The organism is Variovorax sp. FW301-JW7 (genome assembly GCF_058788795.1).
In genome coordinates this window covers 145040-160566 of sequence record NZ_JBYTBC010000004.1, presented here as the reverse complement: position 1 = coordinate 160566, position 15527 = coordinate 145040, and the positions used below count along the sequence as shown (strand labels likewise).

Genomic DNA, 15527 nt, shown 5'->3' with positions numbered 1-15527 from the left:
ATCAGCGAATGATGGCGATTTTCTTGTGCAGGCGTTTCACCAGCCAGGAAAGGGCGTAGCACATGACGAAGTACACGACGGCTGCGAGCAGGTAGGCCTCGATCGGACGGCCGAAGTTCTTGCCCGCCGTTTCAAAGCCCTTGAGCATGTCGTAGGCGCCGATGGCGTAGACCAGCGAGGTGTCCTGGAACAGGATGATGGTCTGCGTGAGCAGCACCGGCAGCATGTTGCGGAAGGCCTGCGGCAGCACCACGAGACGCATGTTCTGGCCGTAGGTCATGCCCACCGCCTGGCCCGCGTTCACCTGGCCGCGCGGGATCGACTGGATGCCCGCGCGCATGATCTCGGAGAAGTAGGCCGCCTCGAACGCGACGAAGGTGATCACCGCCGAGATTTCCGAGCGGTAGTTCGAGCCGAGCGAACCGAACAGCGAATAGAACGACGCCGGCACCAGCAGGAAGAACCACAGGATCACCATCACCAGCGGGATGCTTCGCATGCCGTTGACGTAGATGGCCGCGGGCGTATCGAGCCACTTCTTGCCCGACAGGCGCATGAGCGCCAGGATCGTGCCGAAGATCACGCCGCCGATCGTGGCCACCACCGTCAGCATGATGCTGAAGTAGAAGCCCTTGATGACGAAGTTGCTGATGACGTCCCAGTTGTAGAAGGACAGGTCGAGATTCATCATGTCAGTGTCCTCCGCCGCCGCTGGCCGAGACGATGAAGCCCGGCACGCGGGTCTTCTTCTCGATGAACGCCATGAGGCGGTTGATGATGAGCGCCGACACCACGTAGCACGCCGTCACCGCGAGGTAGACCTCGATGCCGCGCGAGGTTTCTTCCTGCGCCTGCATGGCGAACATGGTGAGTTCTGTGACCGACACGGCGAACGCGACGGACGAATTCTTGAAGATGTTCATCGTCTCGCTCGTGAGCGGCGGGATGATGATGCGGTAGGCCATCGGCAGGATCACGTAGCGGTAGTACTGCGGCGTGGTGAAACCCACCGCCATGCCCGCATAACGCTGGCCCTTGGGCAGCGCCTGGATGCCGGAGCGCACCTGCTCGGCGATACGCGCCGAGGTGAAGAAGCCCAGCGCCAGCACCACGAGGATGAAACTCGGCACGCCCTTCATCACGGGGATGAGCGCCGGAATCACGTGATACCAGAGGAAGATCTGAACCAGCAGCGGGATGTTGCGAAAGAGCTCCACCCATGCATTGCCGAAGCGCACGAGCCACGGGCTGTCGGGCAGCGTGCGGATGATGCCGATCAGCGAGCCCAGCACCAGCGCGACGATCAACGCCAGCAGCGCGACCGACACCGTCCAGCCCCAGGCCGAGAGCATCCATTGCAGGTAGCTCGGATATTCCCCCCCGGGGTCTTGCAGGAAGACCTGCCAATCCCAGTTTCCCATGTGTGTTTACTCCTTCAGCTTCTTTTCGAAAAACCGTCCCTTGAAAAGAAACGCCCACCGTGAAAGGTGGGCGTCCATTCACGCAGCGACGCGCGCTTATTCCTTGGTGACGTAGTCTTCGGCAGGCTTGTCGTTCGGGTTGGCCCACGCGTTCTTGGTGGCTTCGCCCAGCGGCAGGTTGATGGTCACGTTGGCCGGGGGAATCGGCTTGAGGAACCACTTGTCATACAGCTTGGCGAGTTCGCCCGACTTGGCCTGTGCCTTGATGCTGTCGTCCACGGCCTTCTTGAAAGCCGGGTCGTCCTTGCGGATCATGATGGCGATGGGTTCCACGGCCAGCACGTCGTTCAGGATCTTGTAGTCCTTGGGCGACTTCGACTTGGCGGCCAGGGCAGCCAGGATCGAGCCGTCCATCACGAAGGCGTCGGCACGGCCGGTTTCCAGCAGCAGGAAGCTGTCGGAGTGGTCCTTGCCGTAGACCTCCTTGAAGGTCAGGTTCTCGGCGCGCTTTTGCTTGCGCACGGTCTGCAGCGGCGTGGTGCCGGTGGTGGTGGCGACCGTCTTGTCCTTCAGGTCGGCCAGCGAGTTGATGCCCGAGTTGGCCTTGACGACGATCTTGGTTTCTTCGACGTAGGTGGTCACGCCGAAAGCCACGTCCTTCTGGCGGGTGGCGTTGTTGGTGGTGGAGCCGCACTCGATGTCCACGGTGCCGTTCTGCACGAGGGGGATGCGGTTCTGCGAAGTCACGGGCTGGTACTTGACTTCGAGCTTCTTGCCGGCGGCCTTCTCCAGGTCCTTGATGATGTTGGCGCAGACGTCGTAATGGAAGCCGGTGTACTGGCCATTGCCGAGCGTGTACGAAAGGCCGGAGGACTCACGCACGCCTTCGGTGATGGTGCCCGAGGCCTTGATCTTGGCCAGGGTGTCATTGGCCTGCGCGAAGGCGCCGCTGGTGGCGAGCGCTGCGACAGCCAATGCCAATACTTGTTTTTTCATACGAAAAGCTCCTGAGGGTGACTGAAACAAATAGAACGAAATTCTAGACACTCGCATTTTGCGGGATACCCGGACCAACCCGGTGCATTCCACGGGCATCGCCGCCCGCCTCGCACCGGCCGCGCCCATCGGGGCGCCAGCCTGGTGCAATCCAGACATTTCGCATTGTCCGACTTTCACTAAGCAGCCTTTGTGCCCGCGTTGGGGCGGCTGTGTGCGTGGCGCAAGCAGCGACCGGCGATCCCCGGCGTGCAACGGCCGAAAAAAACTGCCGCGACTGTAGTGGCGGCGCGGCCCGGCCGCCAATGCTGATTGCGGGGGGCCGTATGCGTGGTGCTTATAGATTGTGCAGTGCACAAATCTGCCCGCCGTTCACGCTCGTTCAGTGCGGCGGCTGGGTCCCGACCAGGTACGACCAGAGCGCGTCGGCCGTGCGCTTGGGCTGCATGCTTTCCGACAACCCGGCCCGTGCCGCCGAGCGGCTGGCGCCGGCCTTCACCGGAACCGGCGCGCTGGGCCGCTCGCGGTAGGCACGGATCTCCATCTTGGCCTCGAGGCTGTCGATCTCGGGCGGCAGCGCGCTCACGAGCTTGCGCGCCTTGATCTCCTTGCGCACCGCGCTCTGTGGCAGGAAGGCGATGCCGTGGCCTTCGAGCGCCATCACCTTCAGGCCTTCGGCCATGTCGGTCTCGTAGACGCGGTCGAGGTGGATGGCGGTGCCCGACTCTTTCAACAGCTGGTCGACCACGCGCCCGAGGTAGGCGCCCGGCGCATAGCCCAGGTAGGGCAGCGGCTGGCCCGGGCGGCCCGGCAGCCGGTAGCGCGGTGCACCTTCGGCATCGGCCTTGACCCAGGGGGCCACGGTTTCCTCGCCCAGGCTGACCATCTCGTACTTGTTGGCATCGAGCTGCAGCGGCTGCGAGGGGTGGTGGTAGGCGATCAGCAGGTCGCAGCTGCCCTCGACCAGGCGCAGCACCGCGTCATGCACGTTGAGCGCAATGAGCCGGCTCTTGATCGGCCCGAAGTGCTCGCGCAGGCTGGTGACCCACGAGGGAAAGAAGGTGAAGGCCAGCGTGTGCGGCACGGCGATCTCGATCACGTCCTGGCCGGCGGCCGAATGGCCGCGCAGCATGGCGCGCGTGCTCTGCAGCGACTGCAGCATCTCGATGGCCTGGCTGTACAGCGTCTGGCCCGCGGGCGTGAGGCGCGTGGGGTAGGAGCTGCGGTCGACCAGGTCGGTGCCGGCCCACCCCTCGAGCGCCTGGATGCGCCGCGAGAACGCCGGCTGCGTCACGTGCCTCAACTGGGCCGAGCGGCTGAAGCTGCGGGTTTCCGCCAAGCTGATGAAGTCTTCGAGCCACTTTGTTTCCATACGCGGCGATTATGCGAGCGCCGCGCCATACTGGGCGCCCCCTCCTTTTCCCGCATGCGCCATGCCTTTCGACGACCTGCCTGACCTCAGCGCCACCGAACTTTCGCGCAAGATCGCGGCCCGCGACGTGTCCTGCCGCGAGGTGATGCAGGCGTCGCTCGCCCGCATCGATGCGCTCAACCCGCGGTTCAACGCCATCGTCTCCCTGCGCGACCCCGCCCAGCTGCTGGCCGAGGCCGACGAACGCGACGCCGAACTGGCGCGCGGCGAACGGCGCGGCTGGATGCACGGCTTTCCGCTGGCCGTGAAAGACCTGAGCCACGCCGCCGGCCTGCCGACCTCGATGGGCTCGCCGCTGTCGCCGCGCTCGCCCGCGCGCACCGACAGCCTGCATGTGGCGCGCATGCGCGCGGCCGGCGCCGTGGTCATCGGCAAGACCAACACGCCCGAGTTCGGCCTCGGCTCGCACACCTACAACACGGTGTTCGGCATCACGCGCAACGCCTACGCGCCCGATCGCAGCGCGGGCGGCAGCAGCGGCGGCGCGGCCGTGGCGCTGGCCCTGGGCATGCTGCCCGTGGCCGACGGCAGCGACATGATGGGATCGCTGCGCAACCCCGCCGCCTTCAACAACGTGATCGGCCTACGGCCTTCACGCGGGCGCGTGCCCGGTGACCCTGAGCAGGAGCTGTTCTTCCAGCAGCTGGGCTGCGAAGGCCCGATGGGCCGCACCGTGGAAGACGCGGCCCGGCTGCTGGCCGTGCAGGCGGGTTTCGACACGCGCGTGCCGCTGTCGTCGCCGCACGCCCTGCCCTCGCCCGACGACCTGCAGCTGGACGGCGACGGCCGCGGCCTGCGCGTCGGCTGGCTCGGCAGCCTCTGGCCCGAACTGCCGCTGGCGCCGGGCGTGCGCGAACTCGGCGAACAGGCGCTCGACACCTTCCGCACCATCGGCTGTGAGGTCGAACCCTGCACGCTCGACGTGCCGCGCGAGCACAACTGGAGCGCGTGGCTGCGATTGAGGCAACTGCTGGTGGGCGGCAAGCTCGGCGCCTACCTGAGCGACCCGAAGCTGTTCGCGCAGCTCAAGCCCGAGGCGCAATGGGAGATCGAGCAAAGCCGGCACCTGGACGCCGCCTCGCTGTACCAGGCCTCGCACTACCGATCGAACGTGTACCGCGCGTTCCTGAAGCTCTTCGAGCGCTTCGACTTCGTGGTCGCGCCGACGGCGCAGGTGTTCCCGTTCGATGCCGAACTGCACTGGCCGGCCGAGGTGAACGGCGTGAAGAGCGACACCTACCACCGCTGGATGGAGATCGTCACGCCCTTCACGCTGGCGGGCCTGCCCACGCTCAATGTGCGCGCGGGCTTCGGCGACGGCGGGCTGCCGATGGGGCTGCAGCTGGCCGGGCCGATCCATGCGGACCTCGACGTGCTGCGGCTGGGGCATGCCTACGACCAGGCCTGCGGCTGGGCGGCGCACCGCCCCTCTGCATTGGCTTGACTCCCTCCCCTTCCGGGGGAGGGCGGGGGTGGGGGCACGCGGCGCATCCATCGGGCGCCCTGCCCGCCCCCATCCCAACCTTCCCCCAGAGGGGGAAGGAGCAAAACACTCAGATCGGCGTCACGACACCGCGCCCCGCGAAGTGCCCTTCGGCGTTCGCGAGGAAGTGGTCCACCGACTTCTGCGTGGCCTCGGGCGACCAGCCCGCCATGTGCGGCGTGAGCAGCACGTTGTCCAGGCCGATGAGCGGCTCGGGGCGCTTGGGCTCGCTCTCGTACACGTCCAGGCCCGCGCCCGCGATGCGGTGTTCGCGCAGCGCCGTCGCCAGCGCCTCGGTGTCGACCACGCTGCCGCGGCCGATGCTCACGAGATAGCCCTGCGGCCCGAGCGCGTCGAGCACTTCGGCGTTGACCAGGTGCTTCGTGGCCGGCCCGCCCGGCGCGGCCAGCACCAGGAAATCGGCCCAGGTGGCGAGCGACTTCAGGTCGTCGAAGTAGCGGTGCGTGGCACCTTCGCGCGGCTTGCGGTTGTGATAGCCGATGGCCATGTCGAAGGCGGCGGCGCGCTTGGCGATCTTCTGGCCGATGGTGCCCAGCCCCAGGATGCCGAGCTTCTTGCCCGACACGTTCGGCGGCTGCGGAATGGCTTCGCGCCACACGCCTTCGCGGCACAGCCGGTCGAGCGTGCGGAACTCGCGCACGATGCTGATGAGCAGGCCGAAGGCGTGGTCGGCCACGCAGTCGTCGTTGGTGCCGGCGCCGTTGGCAGTGGCGATGCCGCGTGCGCGCGTGACCTCAAGCGGCACGCCTTCGTAGCCCGCGCCCATGCAGCAGACCAGCTCGAGCGCCGGCATGGCGTCGATCTCGGCGGGCGTGAGGCCGATGACGCCGATGGTCAGCACCGCGCGGAATTTGGGGCCGTGCTCGGCGATGGCGGCGGCGCGCTGCGCGTCGCCGAAGGCGTAGGTCATGTCGTAGACCTCGGCAATCTGGGCCTGGTGGGCGCTCGAGAGGCTGTTGAGCACCAGCAGGGGAATCTTGGTCGACACGTCTGAACTCCTGGGGTCGGTGAAAGGAAAGAAGGGGTGAATGATCGGGCTAGAGCATCGGGACCGCTTCGCTCTTCTGCAAAGCCCACATCTGCGCATAGCGCCCCTGCTGCGCGAGCAGATCGGCGTGCGTGCCGCGCTCGACGATCACGCCCGATTCGAGCACCAGGATCTCGTGCGCCTCGACCACGGTCGAGAGGCGGTGCGCGATGACCAGCGTGGTCTTGCCCTGCGCGGCGCTGCGCAGCTCGGACTGGATCGCGCGCTCGTTGGCCGAGTCGAGTGCCGAGGTGGCCTCGTCGAAGATCACGATCGGCGGATTCTTCAAGAGCGTGCGCGCGATGGCCACGCGCTGCTTCTCGCCGCCCGACAGCTTCAGGCCGCGCTCGCCCACCGTCGTCTCGTAGCCCTTGGGCGTGGCCGAGATGAAGTCGTGGATGCGCGCAGCGCGTGCGGCGCCCTCCACCTCTTCGCGCGTCGCGCCGGGGCGGCCGTAGGCGATGTTGTATTCGACCGTGTCGTTGAACAGCACCGTGTCCTGCGGCACGATGCCGATGGCGCGGCGCACGCTGGACTGCTGCACGGCGCGGATGTCTTCGCCGCCGATGGTGATGCGGCCCTGCTGCACGTCGTAGAAGCGGTACAGGAGGCGCGCCAGCGTCGACTTGCCCGAGCCCGAGGGGCCGACCACGGCCACCGTCTTGCCGGAAGGAATCTCGAAGCTCACGTGCTTGAGGATCGGGCGGTCGGGCTCGTAGGCGAAGCTCACGTCCTCGAAGCGGATGGTCGAGTCGACGCCCGCCAGCGGCTGCGCACCGGGCGCGTCGCGCACCTCGCGCTCTTTTTCCATCAGCACGAACATCTTGTCCAGGTCGGTCAGGCTCTGCTTGATCTCGCGGTAGATCACGCCCAAAAAGTTGAGCGGAATGTAGAGCTGGATCATGAAGGCGTTGACCATCACCAGGTCGCCCAGCGTCATGCGTCCTTCGACCACGCCCGAGGTGGCGCGCCACAGCATCAGCACCAGGCTCACGGCAATCAACAGCTGCTGGCCGGTGTTGAGCATGCTCAGCGTGCGCTGGCTCTTGATGGCGGCCTTGCGGTAGCGGTCGAGGCTGGCGTCGTAGCGCTTCGCCTCGAAGTCTTCGTTGTTGAAGTACTTGACCGTTTCGTAGTTCAGGAGCGAATCGACCGCGCGGCTTTGCGCCATCGAGTCGAGCTCGTTCATGGTCTTGCGAAACTGCGTGCGCCACTCGGTCACCGTCACGGTGAAGGTGATGTACAGCACCAGCGCCACGCCCGTGATCCACACGAACAGCGCGTCGAACTTCACACCCAATATGGTGAGCACCAGCGCCAGCTCGATGATGGTCGGCACGATGCTGTACAGCGACATCGAGATGAGCGAGTGCACGCCGCGCGTGCCGCGCTCGATGTCGCGCGTCATGCCGCCGGTCTGGCGCTCCAGGTGAAAGCGCAGGCTCAGCGAGTGCAGGTGGCCGAACACCTCCAGCGCGATCTGTCGCGCCGTGCCTTCGGTGGCCTTGGCGAAGATCAGCTCGCGCAGCTCGCCGAAGAGCGCCGTGGAAAAGCGCAGCAGCCCGTAGGCCAGCAACAGCCCGATCGGCACGATGAGCAGCGCCTGCGCCATGTCGGGCTTGGGCGTCATCGTGTCGATGAGGTTCTTCAGCAGCACCGGCACGCCCACGTTGGCCACCTTGGCGCCCACCATGAAGGCCAGCGCGGCCATCACGCGCCATTTGTACTGCCAGAGATAGGGAAAGAGGCGGCGCAGGGTCGCCCAGTCGGAACGGTCGGAGCGCGCGGGCGGGTGGCCGCCGGGCGCATGGGGAGAGGAGGAAAGAGCTTCGCCGCTTCGGCGCATGGGGGACAATCGTGGGTGTTGTTGTTGCTTCAGATTGTGCCCATGTCCACCCCTTCCAGTGCCGCTTCCGCCGCAGCGGCGGCCGCCGCCACCCTCAAGAGCCTGCCCACCGACATGGAGCTGGTGCTCAAGGTCATCCCGATGCCGGCCGACTGCAACGCCAACGGCGACATCTTCGGCGGCTGGGTGATGGCGCAGTGCGACCTGGCCGGCTCGGTGATCCCGGCGCGCTACGCCAAGGGCCGCCAGGCCACGGTGGCGGTCAACGAGTTCATCTTCAAGCAGCCGGTGCGGCTGGGCGACATCCTCTCGTTCTATTCGAAGCTGGTGCGCGTGGGCCGCACCTCGATCACCGTGACGGTCGAGGTGTTCGCCGAGCGCTTCCGGGCGCAGGGCGAGTACATCAAGGTGACGCAGGCCACGTTCACCTACGTGGCCATCGACGACAACGGCCGCCCGCGCCCCATCGAACAGCCGGCGGCCTGAGCCGCCTTCAGGCGACGCCCATGCCGGCGTCGCGCACGCGCTCGAAGCATTCGAACTCGCGGTTGATCCAGCGCGCGTCGCGCCGCTCCACGCGGCGGATGTAGACCGACTGCACCACGTCGCGCGTGTGGGCGTCGATCTCGACCGGCCCGCGCGGGCTGTCCAGCCGCAGGCCGCGGAACGCATCCACCAGCCGCTCGGCGCCCGCCTTGCCGCCGCGCGCGCCCGGCGCGCTCAACGCGGCGTCGATGGCCGCGAGCCCGTCGTGCGCCGCCACGGCGAAGTAGCCCGGGCGCAGGTGGCTGCCGTACTCGGTCTCGAAGGCGCCCGCGAAACGCCGGTTGGCCGGCGACTCGTGGGCGAAGGAATAGTGGTGGCTGGTGACCAGCCCCTCGGCCAGTTCGCCGATGCCGTCCAGGTAGTGGTCGTCGGTGGCGTCGCCCGTGGCGAGCAGGCGGATGCCGGTGTCGGCCATGCCGCGGTCGCGCCAGAACTTCAGGAAGATGGCCGGCATCTGGCCCGAGGGCAGGAAGAAGAACACGGCCTGCGGCTTCAGCTCGCGCAGGCGCAGCATGTAGGCCGAATAGTCGAGCGTGTTCAGCGGCACGCGCAGCATCGCGCCCACGCGCCCGCCGCCCGCGGTGATGCCGGAGACGAAGGCGCTCTCGGCGTCCACGCCCGAGGCGTAGTCGGCCACCACGGTGCACACGTCGCGCAGCCCCTGCTGCAGCGCCCAGCGCGCCAGCGGCGCCGTGACCTGCGCGATGGTGAATGACACCCGCACCATGAACGGCGAGCGCCCGGGGATGCCCGAGGAGGCGGCGTTCATGATGACGGTCGGCACGCGCGCCTGCGTGGCGACGGTGCCGACGGCGTAGGCGTTGGAGCTGAAGTCCAGCCCCGTGAGCAGGTCGACGCGCTCGCTCTCGATGAGGTCCTGCGCCTGGCGCCGCGCCTGTTCGGGCGCGCTGCCGGGCACGTCGCGGCGCAGCAGCTCCACCGGCCGGCCCGCGATCTGCTGCTTGTGGTCGGCCAGCCAGACCGCCATGCCGGCGTCGAACTGGCGCCCGCCGCCCGCATAGGGGCCCGACCACGAGCCGATGACCCCGATGCGCAACGGCCGCACGCGCGCCAGCACCAGCGAGGGCGCCGCGAGCGTGCCCGCGAGTAAGCCCAAAGCATGCCGGCGCGTGGGCCCAAATGCTACTTTTTCAGTAGCACGCATCGCCCGCATGGCGGGCGTTGTGGGCGGGTTGACGTCGGGAGCAGGCACGAGGAACAGTGTACGCAGGCACCGTCCGCAGGCAAGTCCACGGAAGGCTTAGACCTTCGAGAAATCGGGCTTGCGCTTCTCCATGAAGGCACCGAAAGCTTCCTTCGCGGCCGGCTCGCGCAGCATGCGGCCGAAGCTCGCGCCTTCTTCGCCCATGCGCTCGAGCACGGCGGGCATCTGCGCCTTCTTCAGCAGGCGCTTGGTCTCGATCAGCGCGCTCAGCGGCTTGGCGGCGAGCTTGCGGGCCTGCGTCTGCGCGATGCCGTTGGCTTCGGTCGGCGGCACCACGCGGTTGACCAGGCCCACTTCGAGCGCGGCCTCGGCCATGAAGGGCTCGCCCAGCAGCAGGGCTTCGGCAGCGCGGTGGTAGCCCAGCATCTGCGGCACCAGCAGGCTCGACGCGGCCTCGGGGCACAGGCCCAGGTTGACGAAGGGCATCGAGAAGGCCGCGTTGTCGCCCGCGTAGACGAGGTCGCAGTGGAACAGCATCGTGGTGCCGATGCCCACGGCCGGGCCGCACACGGCGGCGACGATGGGCTTGGGGAAGGTGGCGATGCCGCGCAGGAAGCGGAACACCGGCGATTCCTGCGTGGAGGCCGGGCCGTTGAGGAAGTCGCCGATGTCGTTGCCGGCGCTGAAGATCGTCGGGTCACCCTGGATCAGCACGCAGCGCACGGCCGCTTCGCTCTCGGCCGTGGCGAGCGCGTCGGCCAGCGCGGCGTACATGCTGCTGGTGATCGAGTTCTTCTTGTCGACGCGGTTGAAGGTGATGGTCATCACGCCGGCTTCGGTGTGGACGAGGATGTCGCTCATGGAAAGATCCTTGGGTAGGTAAAACGGGGGGCGACGCGCTCAGAAGGTGTGAATGAATCCGGCGTGGCCGAGCAGCCCGCGCAGGCGCGCGCCCTCAAGGCGCAAAGCGCAGCCATAGCTCGGGCTATGGCGAGCATTTGCAACGCAGAGGGGGCGCGTCTGGGCGGGATGAGCGGACATGGCGGGTTCGTTCACACCTTCTCAAGCGTCGATAGCTTCGCGAACGAAATCGAGGCGGTCCTGGCCCCAGAACATCTGGTCGCCGACGAACATGGTGGGGGCGCCGAACACGCCGCGCTCCACCGCCTCCTGCGTGACCGCCTTGAGGCGGTCTTTCACTTCCTGCGCGCCGGCCAGCGCGAGCAGGCCTGCGGCGTCGAAGCCTGCATTTTGCAAGACGGCGCCGACGGTCGCGGGGTCGTTCAGGTTCTTCGGCTCGACCCACATCGCATGGAACACCGCGTCGATGTAGGCACCGAAACGTTCGGGCATCTTCATCTGCACGCCGGTGGCGCCTCGCATCAGCAGCAGCGTGTTGATCGGGAAGTGCGGGTTGTGCACGAAGGGCACGCCGTAGCGCTTGGCGAAGCGTTGCAGGTCGGTCGTGAGGTACGGGCCCTTGGCCTTGATCTCGGCGGGCGAATGGTTGCCCGTGGCCTGGAACACGCCGCCCAGCAGCATGGGCTTCCAGACCAGCTCGGCGCCGGTGTCGGCGCACACGTGCGGCAGCTGTGTGGCGGCCAGGTAGGCGGCGGGGCTGCCGACGTCGAAATAGAACGCGACGGATTTCGTCATGGGTGTCGTCTCCTTGGGGCTGTGCGTCGCGCCGCGATGCGTAGCGCGGCGCCGGTCAGAACTTCTCGGACCAGGGGCGCAGGTCCAGCTCGTGCGTCCACGCATCGCGCGGCTGCGCATGCAGCATCCAGTAGCTGTCGGCGATGTGGTCCGGGTTCAGGATGCCGTCGCTGTCCTTCAGCGCATAGCGCTCGGGGAAGTTGCTGCGGATGAACTCGGTGTCGATGGCGCCGTCGACCACGACATGCGCGACGTGGATGCCCTGCGGCCCCAGCTCGCGCGCCATCGACTGCGCCAACGCGCGCAGGGCCATCTTGGCGCCCGAGAAGGCACCGAAGTTGGCCGCGCCGCGCAGCGACGCCGTCGCGCCCGTGAAGATGATCGTGCCGCGATGACCGCCCGTCGGCATCTCGCGCGCCACCATGCGCTTCGCGACTTCACGGCCGTTGAGGAAGCCCGAGAAGCAGGCCATCTCCCACACCTTGAAGTACTTGCGCGCGGACTCGGTGAGGATGCTCTCTGGCACGTTCGCGCCGATGTTGAACACCATCACCTCGATCGGCCCGACGGTCGATTCGATCTGCTCGATGAGCGCCACCACTTCCTCTTCCTTGCGTGCATCGCAGGCGAAGGCGTGGGCCCGGCCGCCGTCGGCCTCGATCTGCGCCACCAGCGGCTGCAGCTTGTCGAGGCTGCGCCGCGTGACGCAGGTGGCGTAGCCTTCGCGCGCGAAGCGGCGGGCGATGGCGCCGCCGGTGGCGTCGCCCGCGCCGACGATCAATGCAGCCTTGGTGAGCGCCATGACAGTCATTCCTTGTAGTAGACGATCTGGTTCGACGTGGCCAGCAACGCACCCTTCTCGCTCCACAGCTGCGCCTTCTGGTCGAAGAAGCCGTTGAAGAACTGCTGCCCCGCCGCGCAGCCCAGCAGGTAGCCCGTGCCGACCTCGGCCAGCTCGGCGGCGCCGACATGGAAGTACGTGGTGATCGACACCGTGCCCGCAGGCACGTGCGTGGCGCGGCGCAGCCACACGCGCGGGTAGAACACGTCGCTCAACGCGGCGAGCGAGGCGAAATCGAGCGGGCGGGCCTGCGCGTCGCGCACCCACAGGCGCGTTTCGCTGTGCTGCAGGCTGCCGTCCCACTTGGCGGGAATGCCGCCGCTGAAGGGGCGCATCTCGTACTGCTCGAGCCAGGCCACGCCCGACGGGCCGATGCGGATGCGATCGACCGCCTCGGGCTTCGGCGCCTCGGGCATGGTGAGGTCGGCCTGGCTCCAGGTGTCGCGGCGCGCGGCCGTGACCACGGTGGCGGTGGTCGTCATGTTCGCGGTGCCGTCGGCGCCGGGCTGCGTGATCGTCACCGTCCAGTGCTGCGTCGAGCGGTTGGTGCGCACGGCGGTGGCCTGGATGTCGAACGCGCCTTCGCCGAGCGCGGCCGCGTAGTTGACGGTCAGCGCGATGGGCGCGCCGAGCAGGTCGGGGTGCCGGAGCACCGCCTGCAACGCCAGCGCCGCGGTGGTGCCGCCGAACGGGCCGACCATATTCCAGTAGTCGGGACTCGTGGTGCCTGTGAAGTGCCCCACGCGGATGTCGCTGTGGTGCAGGGCCAGGGCTTTGTCGAGGGGGTGTGGGGTCGTGCTGCTCATGGTGATCGCCAGTGTGCCTGCGGAGGATGACGTCACGCAGTCGTGTGCGGGACGTTGGCGTGCTGCACTGCGGCAGGCGCAGTCAGCGCGGCGAGCCGGTGCAGCTTGTCGAGCGTGCTCGGCCACAGGCTCTGGCTGAACTGCTCGCGGAAGAAGCCGAAGTGACCGATGCGCCGCGCCTGCACGTCGGCCGGCGCGATGCGCTCGACCGCGCTCGGTGCGCCTGCATAAAAACTCACGAGGCTGCGCGTGCCGGCGTGCGTCATGAGCTCATCGTCGGTCATCGAGAGCGCGAGCACCGGGAAGCGCACGCGCGCATAGCTTTGCAGCGCGGGCTCGCCTTCGGCGCCCACGCTGTAGCGCGGGTTCAGGCACCAGCGGCGCCATTGCAGGATCACGCCGCGCGGCAGGTCACCGACCTTCTTCAGCTTGCGGCCCGGAAAGTAGCCCCACCGGCGCGTCGCCAGCGGCACCAGCACGAACCAGAAATACAGGACGCTGCGCCGCAGCTTCGGCGCGTTCTCGCGCCAGTAACCGCTGCCGGCCGCGATGCTCACGAGGCCGTCGACCTGCCCGGGCCGCTGCAGGAAGCCCGGCAACTGCGCGCCGAGGCTGTGGCCCAGCAGGTACAGCGGCTCGTCGGGCAGCACGGCCTTAGCGGCGTCGATCACCGCTTCGTAGTCGCGCGCCCAGTCGAACAGGTCGGCCTGGAAACCACGCAGCGGCGCATCGCCGAGCGAGTCGCCGCTGCCGCGGTAGTCGAAGGTCCAGACCCGCAGGCCTTGCCCCGCGAGCCAGTGCGCGAAAGGCTCGTAGAACGACTGGCGCACGCCCATCGCACCGCCGATGACGATGCTGGCGCGCGGTGCGCCGGCGGGGTCGTAGCGGCGCACCGCCACGTGGGCGCCGGCGTCGACCGGCAGAACCTGCTGTTGCATGCCCTTCTCCTCAAAACAGACACGGTCCCTTCGCGAGACACCGCGGAACCGGCTTTGCCGGGCCGCTGGTGTCGCCCCCTGCAAGGGGGTTGGCGAAGCGACACGAAGTGCGCGAAGACTGGGGGGTTAGCTCAAACCCTTTCGAAGATGCCTGCTGCGCCTTGTCCCATGCCCACGCACATCGTGACCATGCCGTACTTCAGCTTCTCGCGGCGCAGTGCGTGCACCACGGTGGCCGCGCGGATCGCGCCGGTCGCGCCCAGCGGGTGGCCCAGTGCAATGGCGCCGCCCATCGGGTTGACCTTGGACGGATCGAGCCCCAGCGTGTTCATCACCGCGAGCGATTGCGCGGCGAAGGCCTCGTTGAGTTCGAACCAGTCGATGTCTTCGTGCTTCAGGCCCGCATAGCGCAGCGCGGCCGGAATCGCCTCGATGGGGCCGATGCCCATGATGTGCGGCGGCACGCCCTTGCTGGCGAAGCTCACGAAACGCGCGAGCGGCGTGAGGCCGTACTGCTTGATGGCCTTTTCGCTCGCCAGGATCAGCGCGCCTGCGCCGTCCGAGGTCTGCGAGCTGTTGCCGGCCGTCACCGTGCCGCGCGCGGCGAACACGGTGCGCAGCTTGGCCAGGCCTTCGATGCTGGTGTCGGGGCGCGCGCCTTCGTCGAGGCTCACCGTGCGGGTCTTGGCGATCGACTCGCCGGTTTCCAGGTTCGGCGTGCGGTCGGTCACTTCGATCGGCGTGATCTCGTCGGCGAACTTGCCGGCGGCCTGCGCGGCCAGTGCCTTCTGGTGCGAGGCCAGCGCGAACGCGTCCTGCGCCTCGCGGCTCACCTTCCACTGCTGCGCGACCTTCTCGGCCGTGAGGCCCATGCCGTAGGCGATGCCCACGTCGCCTTCGCGCTCGAAGATCGAGGGCGACAGCGAGGGCGAGTTGCCCATCATCGGCACCATGCTCATGCTCTCGACGCCGGCCGCGATCATCACGTCGGCCTCGCCGACGCGGATGCGGTCCGCCGCCATCTGCACGGCCGACAGGCCCGAGGCGCAGAAGCGGTTCACGGTGATGCCGCCGATGCTGGTCGGCAGGCCCGCCAGCACCGCGCCGATGCGCGCGACGTTCAGGCCCTGCTGGGATTCGGGGATGGCGCAGCCGCAGATGATGTCTTCGATGGCCTTGGGGTCGAGGCCAGGAACTGCCGCGAGTGCTGCCTTCAGCGTGGTCGCGAGCAGGTCGTCGGGACGGTAGTTGCGGAAGTAGCCGCGGTGGGATTTGCCGATGGGGGTGCGGGTGGCGGAGACGATGTAGGCGTCTTGAATCTGTTTCATGGCTTTTCAGTCCTTGTGTCT

15 protein-coding genes are annotated in these 15527 nt (G+C 67.8%); 2 read left to right on the top strand and 13 right to left on the bottom strand.

Annotated features, from left to right (window positions below; translation table 11 throughout):
• Position 1 precedes the first annotated feature (1 nt).
• The 4 genes from AC3WQM_RS12600 to AC3WQM_RS12585 form a co-directional block, all read right to left on the bottom strand.
• Positions 2-691 carry an amino acid ABC transporter permease gene (locus tag AC3WQM_RS12600; protein WP_013539317.1) on the bottom strand — a complete coding sequence of 230 codons (690 nt, stop codon included), beginning with the start codon at positions 689-691 and terminating at the stop codon, positions 2-4.
• A 1-nt stretch (position 692) separates the two neighbouring features.
• Entirely contained in the window at positions 693-1421 is a 729-nt protein-coding gene (locus tag AC3WQM_RS12595; RefSeq protein ID WP_492679104.1) for an amino acid ABC transporter permease, read from the bottom strand.
• Positions 1422-1517: 96 nt separating this feature from the next.
• Complete coding sequence (locus AC3WQM_RS12590) at positions 1518-2417, bottom strand: amino acid ABC transporter substrate-binding protein (protein WP_390346785.1); 900 nt, start codon at positions 2415-2417, stop codon at positions 1518-1520.
• 382 nt (positions 2418-2799) lie between these two features.
• Positions 2800-3789 (bottom strand): LysR substrate-binding domain-containing protein, encoded by a 990-nt coding sequence (locus AC3WQM_RS12585; RefSeq protein WP_153280726.1) that lies wholly within the window; start codon positions 3787-3789, stop codon positions 2800-2802.
• Positions 3790-3850: 61 nt separating this feature from the next.
• Here AC3WQM_RS12585 and AC3WQM_RS12580 point away from each other — a divergent pair, with 61 nt between their 5' ends.
• Complete coding sequence (locus tag AC3WQM_RS12580) at positions 3851-5293, top strand: amidase (protein ID WP_492679102.1); 1443 nt, start codon at positions 3851-3853, stop codon at positions 5291-5293.
• A gap of 109 nt (positions 5294-5402) precedes the next feature.
• On the opposite strand, the gene AC3WQM_RS12575 is transcribed toward AC3WQM_RS12580, so the two are convergent.
• Together AC3WQM_RS12575 and AC3WQM_RS12570 are read right to left on the bottom strand one after the other, a co-directional pair.
• Positions 5403-6341: a 2-hydroxyacid dehydrogenase gene (locus AC3WQM_RS12575; RefSeq protein WP_492679100.1), complete on the bottom strand. Its 939-nt coding sequence runs from the start codon at positions 6339-6341 to the stop codon at positions 5403-5405.
• A 49-nt stretch (positions 6342-6390) separates the two neighbouring features.
• Positions 6391-8226, bottom strand: a complete 1836-nt coding sequence (locus AC3WQM_RS12570) for an ABCB family ABC transporter ATP-binding protein/permease (RefSeq protein ID WP_492679098.1) — start codon at positions 8224-8226, stop codon at positions 6391-6393.
• Between the two features lie 42 nt (positions 8227-8268).
• Between AC3WQM_RS12570 and AC3WQM_RS12565 the strand changes: the two genes are divergently transcribed.
• The gene (locus tag AC3WQM_RS12565) at positions 8269-8712 is read left to right on the top strand and encodes an acyl-CoA thioesterase (RefSeq protein WP_139701454.1); all 444 of its coding nucleotides are present in this window, start codon (positions 8269-8271) and stop codon (positions 8710-8712) included.
• Between the two features lie 7 nt (positions 8713-8719).
• Here the strand turns inward: AC3WQM_RS12565 and AC3WQM_RS12560 are convergent, their stop codons facing one another.
• From AC3WQM_RS12560 to AC3WQM_RS12530, 7 genes are all read right to left on the bottom strand, one after another.
• Entirely contained in the window at positions 8720-9838 is a 1119-nt protein-coding gene (locus AC3WQM_RS12560) for an ABC transporter substrate-binding protein (protein ID WP_139701560.1), read from the bottom strand.
• A gap of 195 nt (positions 9839-10033) precedes the next feature.
• Positions 10034-10798 carry an enoyl-CoA hydratase gene (locus tag AC3WQM_RS12555; RefSeq protein ID WP_070060210.1) on the bottom strand — a complete coding sequence of 255 codons (765 nt, stop codon included), beginning with the start codon at positions 10796-10798 and terminating at the stop codon, positions 10034-10036.
• Positions 10799-10999: 201 nt separating this feature from the next.
• Positions 11000-11593: a 2-hydroxychromene-2-carboxylate isomerase gene (locus AC3WQM_RS12550; protein ID WP_070060211.1), complete on the bottom strand. Its 594-nt coding sequence runs from the start codon at positions 11591-11593 to the stop codon at positions 11000-11002.
• Between the two features lie 55 nt (positions 11594-11648).
• Complete coding sequence (locus AC3WQM_RS12545; protein WP_492679096.1) at positions 11649-12395, bottom strand: SDR family oxidoreductase; 747 nt, start codon at positions 12393-12395, stop codon at positions 11649-11651.
• A gap of 5 nt (positions 12396-12400) precedes the next feature.
• Positions 12401-13240 carry an acyl-CoA thioesterase gene (locus tag AC3WQM_RS12540; RefSeq protein ID WP_492679094.1) on the bottom strand — a complete coding sequence of 280 codons (840 nt, stop codon included), beginning with the start codon at positions 13238-13240 and terminating at the stop codon, positions 12401-12403.
• Positions 13241-13272: 32 nt separating this feature from the next.
• A complete protein-coding gene (locus AC3WQM_RS12535; RefSeq protein ID WP_492679092.1) occupies positions 13273-14178 on the bottom strand; it encodes an alpha/beta hydrolase family protein in 906 nt (301 codons plus the stop codon).
• Positions 14179-14309: 131 nt separating this feature from the next.
• A complete protein-coding gene (locus AC3WQM_RS12530) occupies positions 14310-15506 on the bottom strand; it encodes an acetyl-CoA C-acyltransferase (protein ID WP_492679090.1) in 1197 nt (398 codons plus the stop codon).
• Positions 15507-15527: the final 21 nt, after the last annotated feature.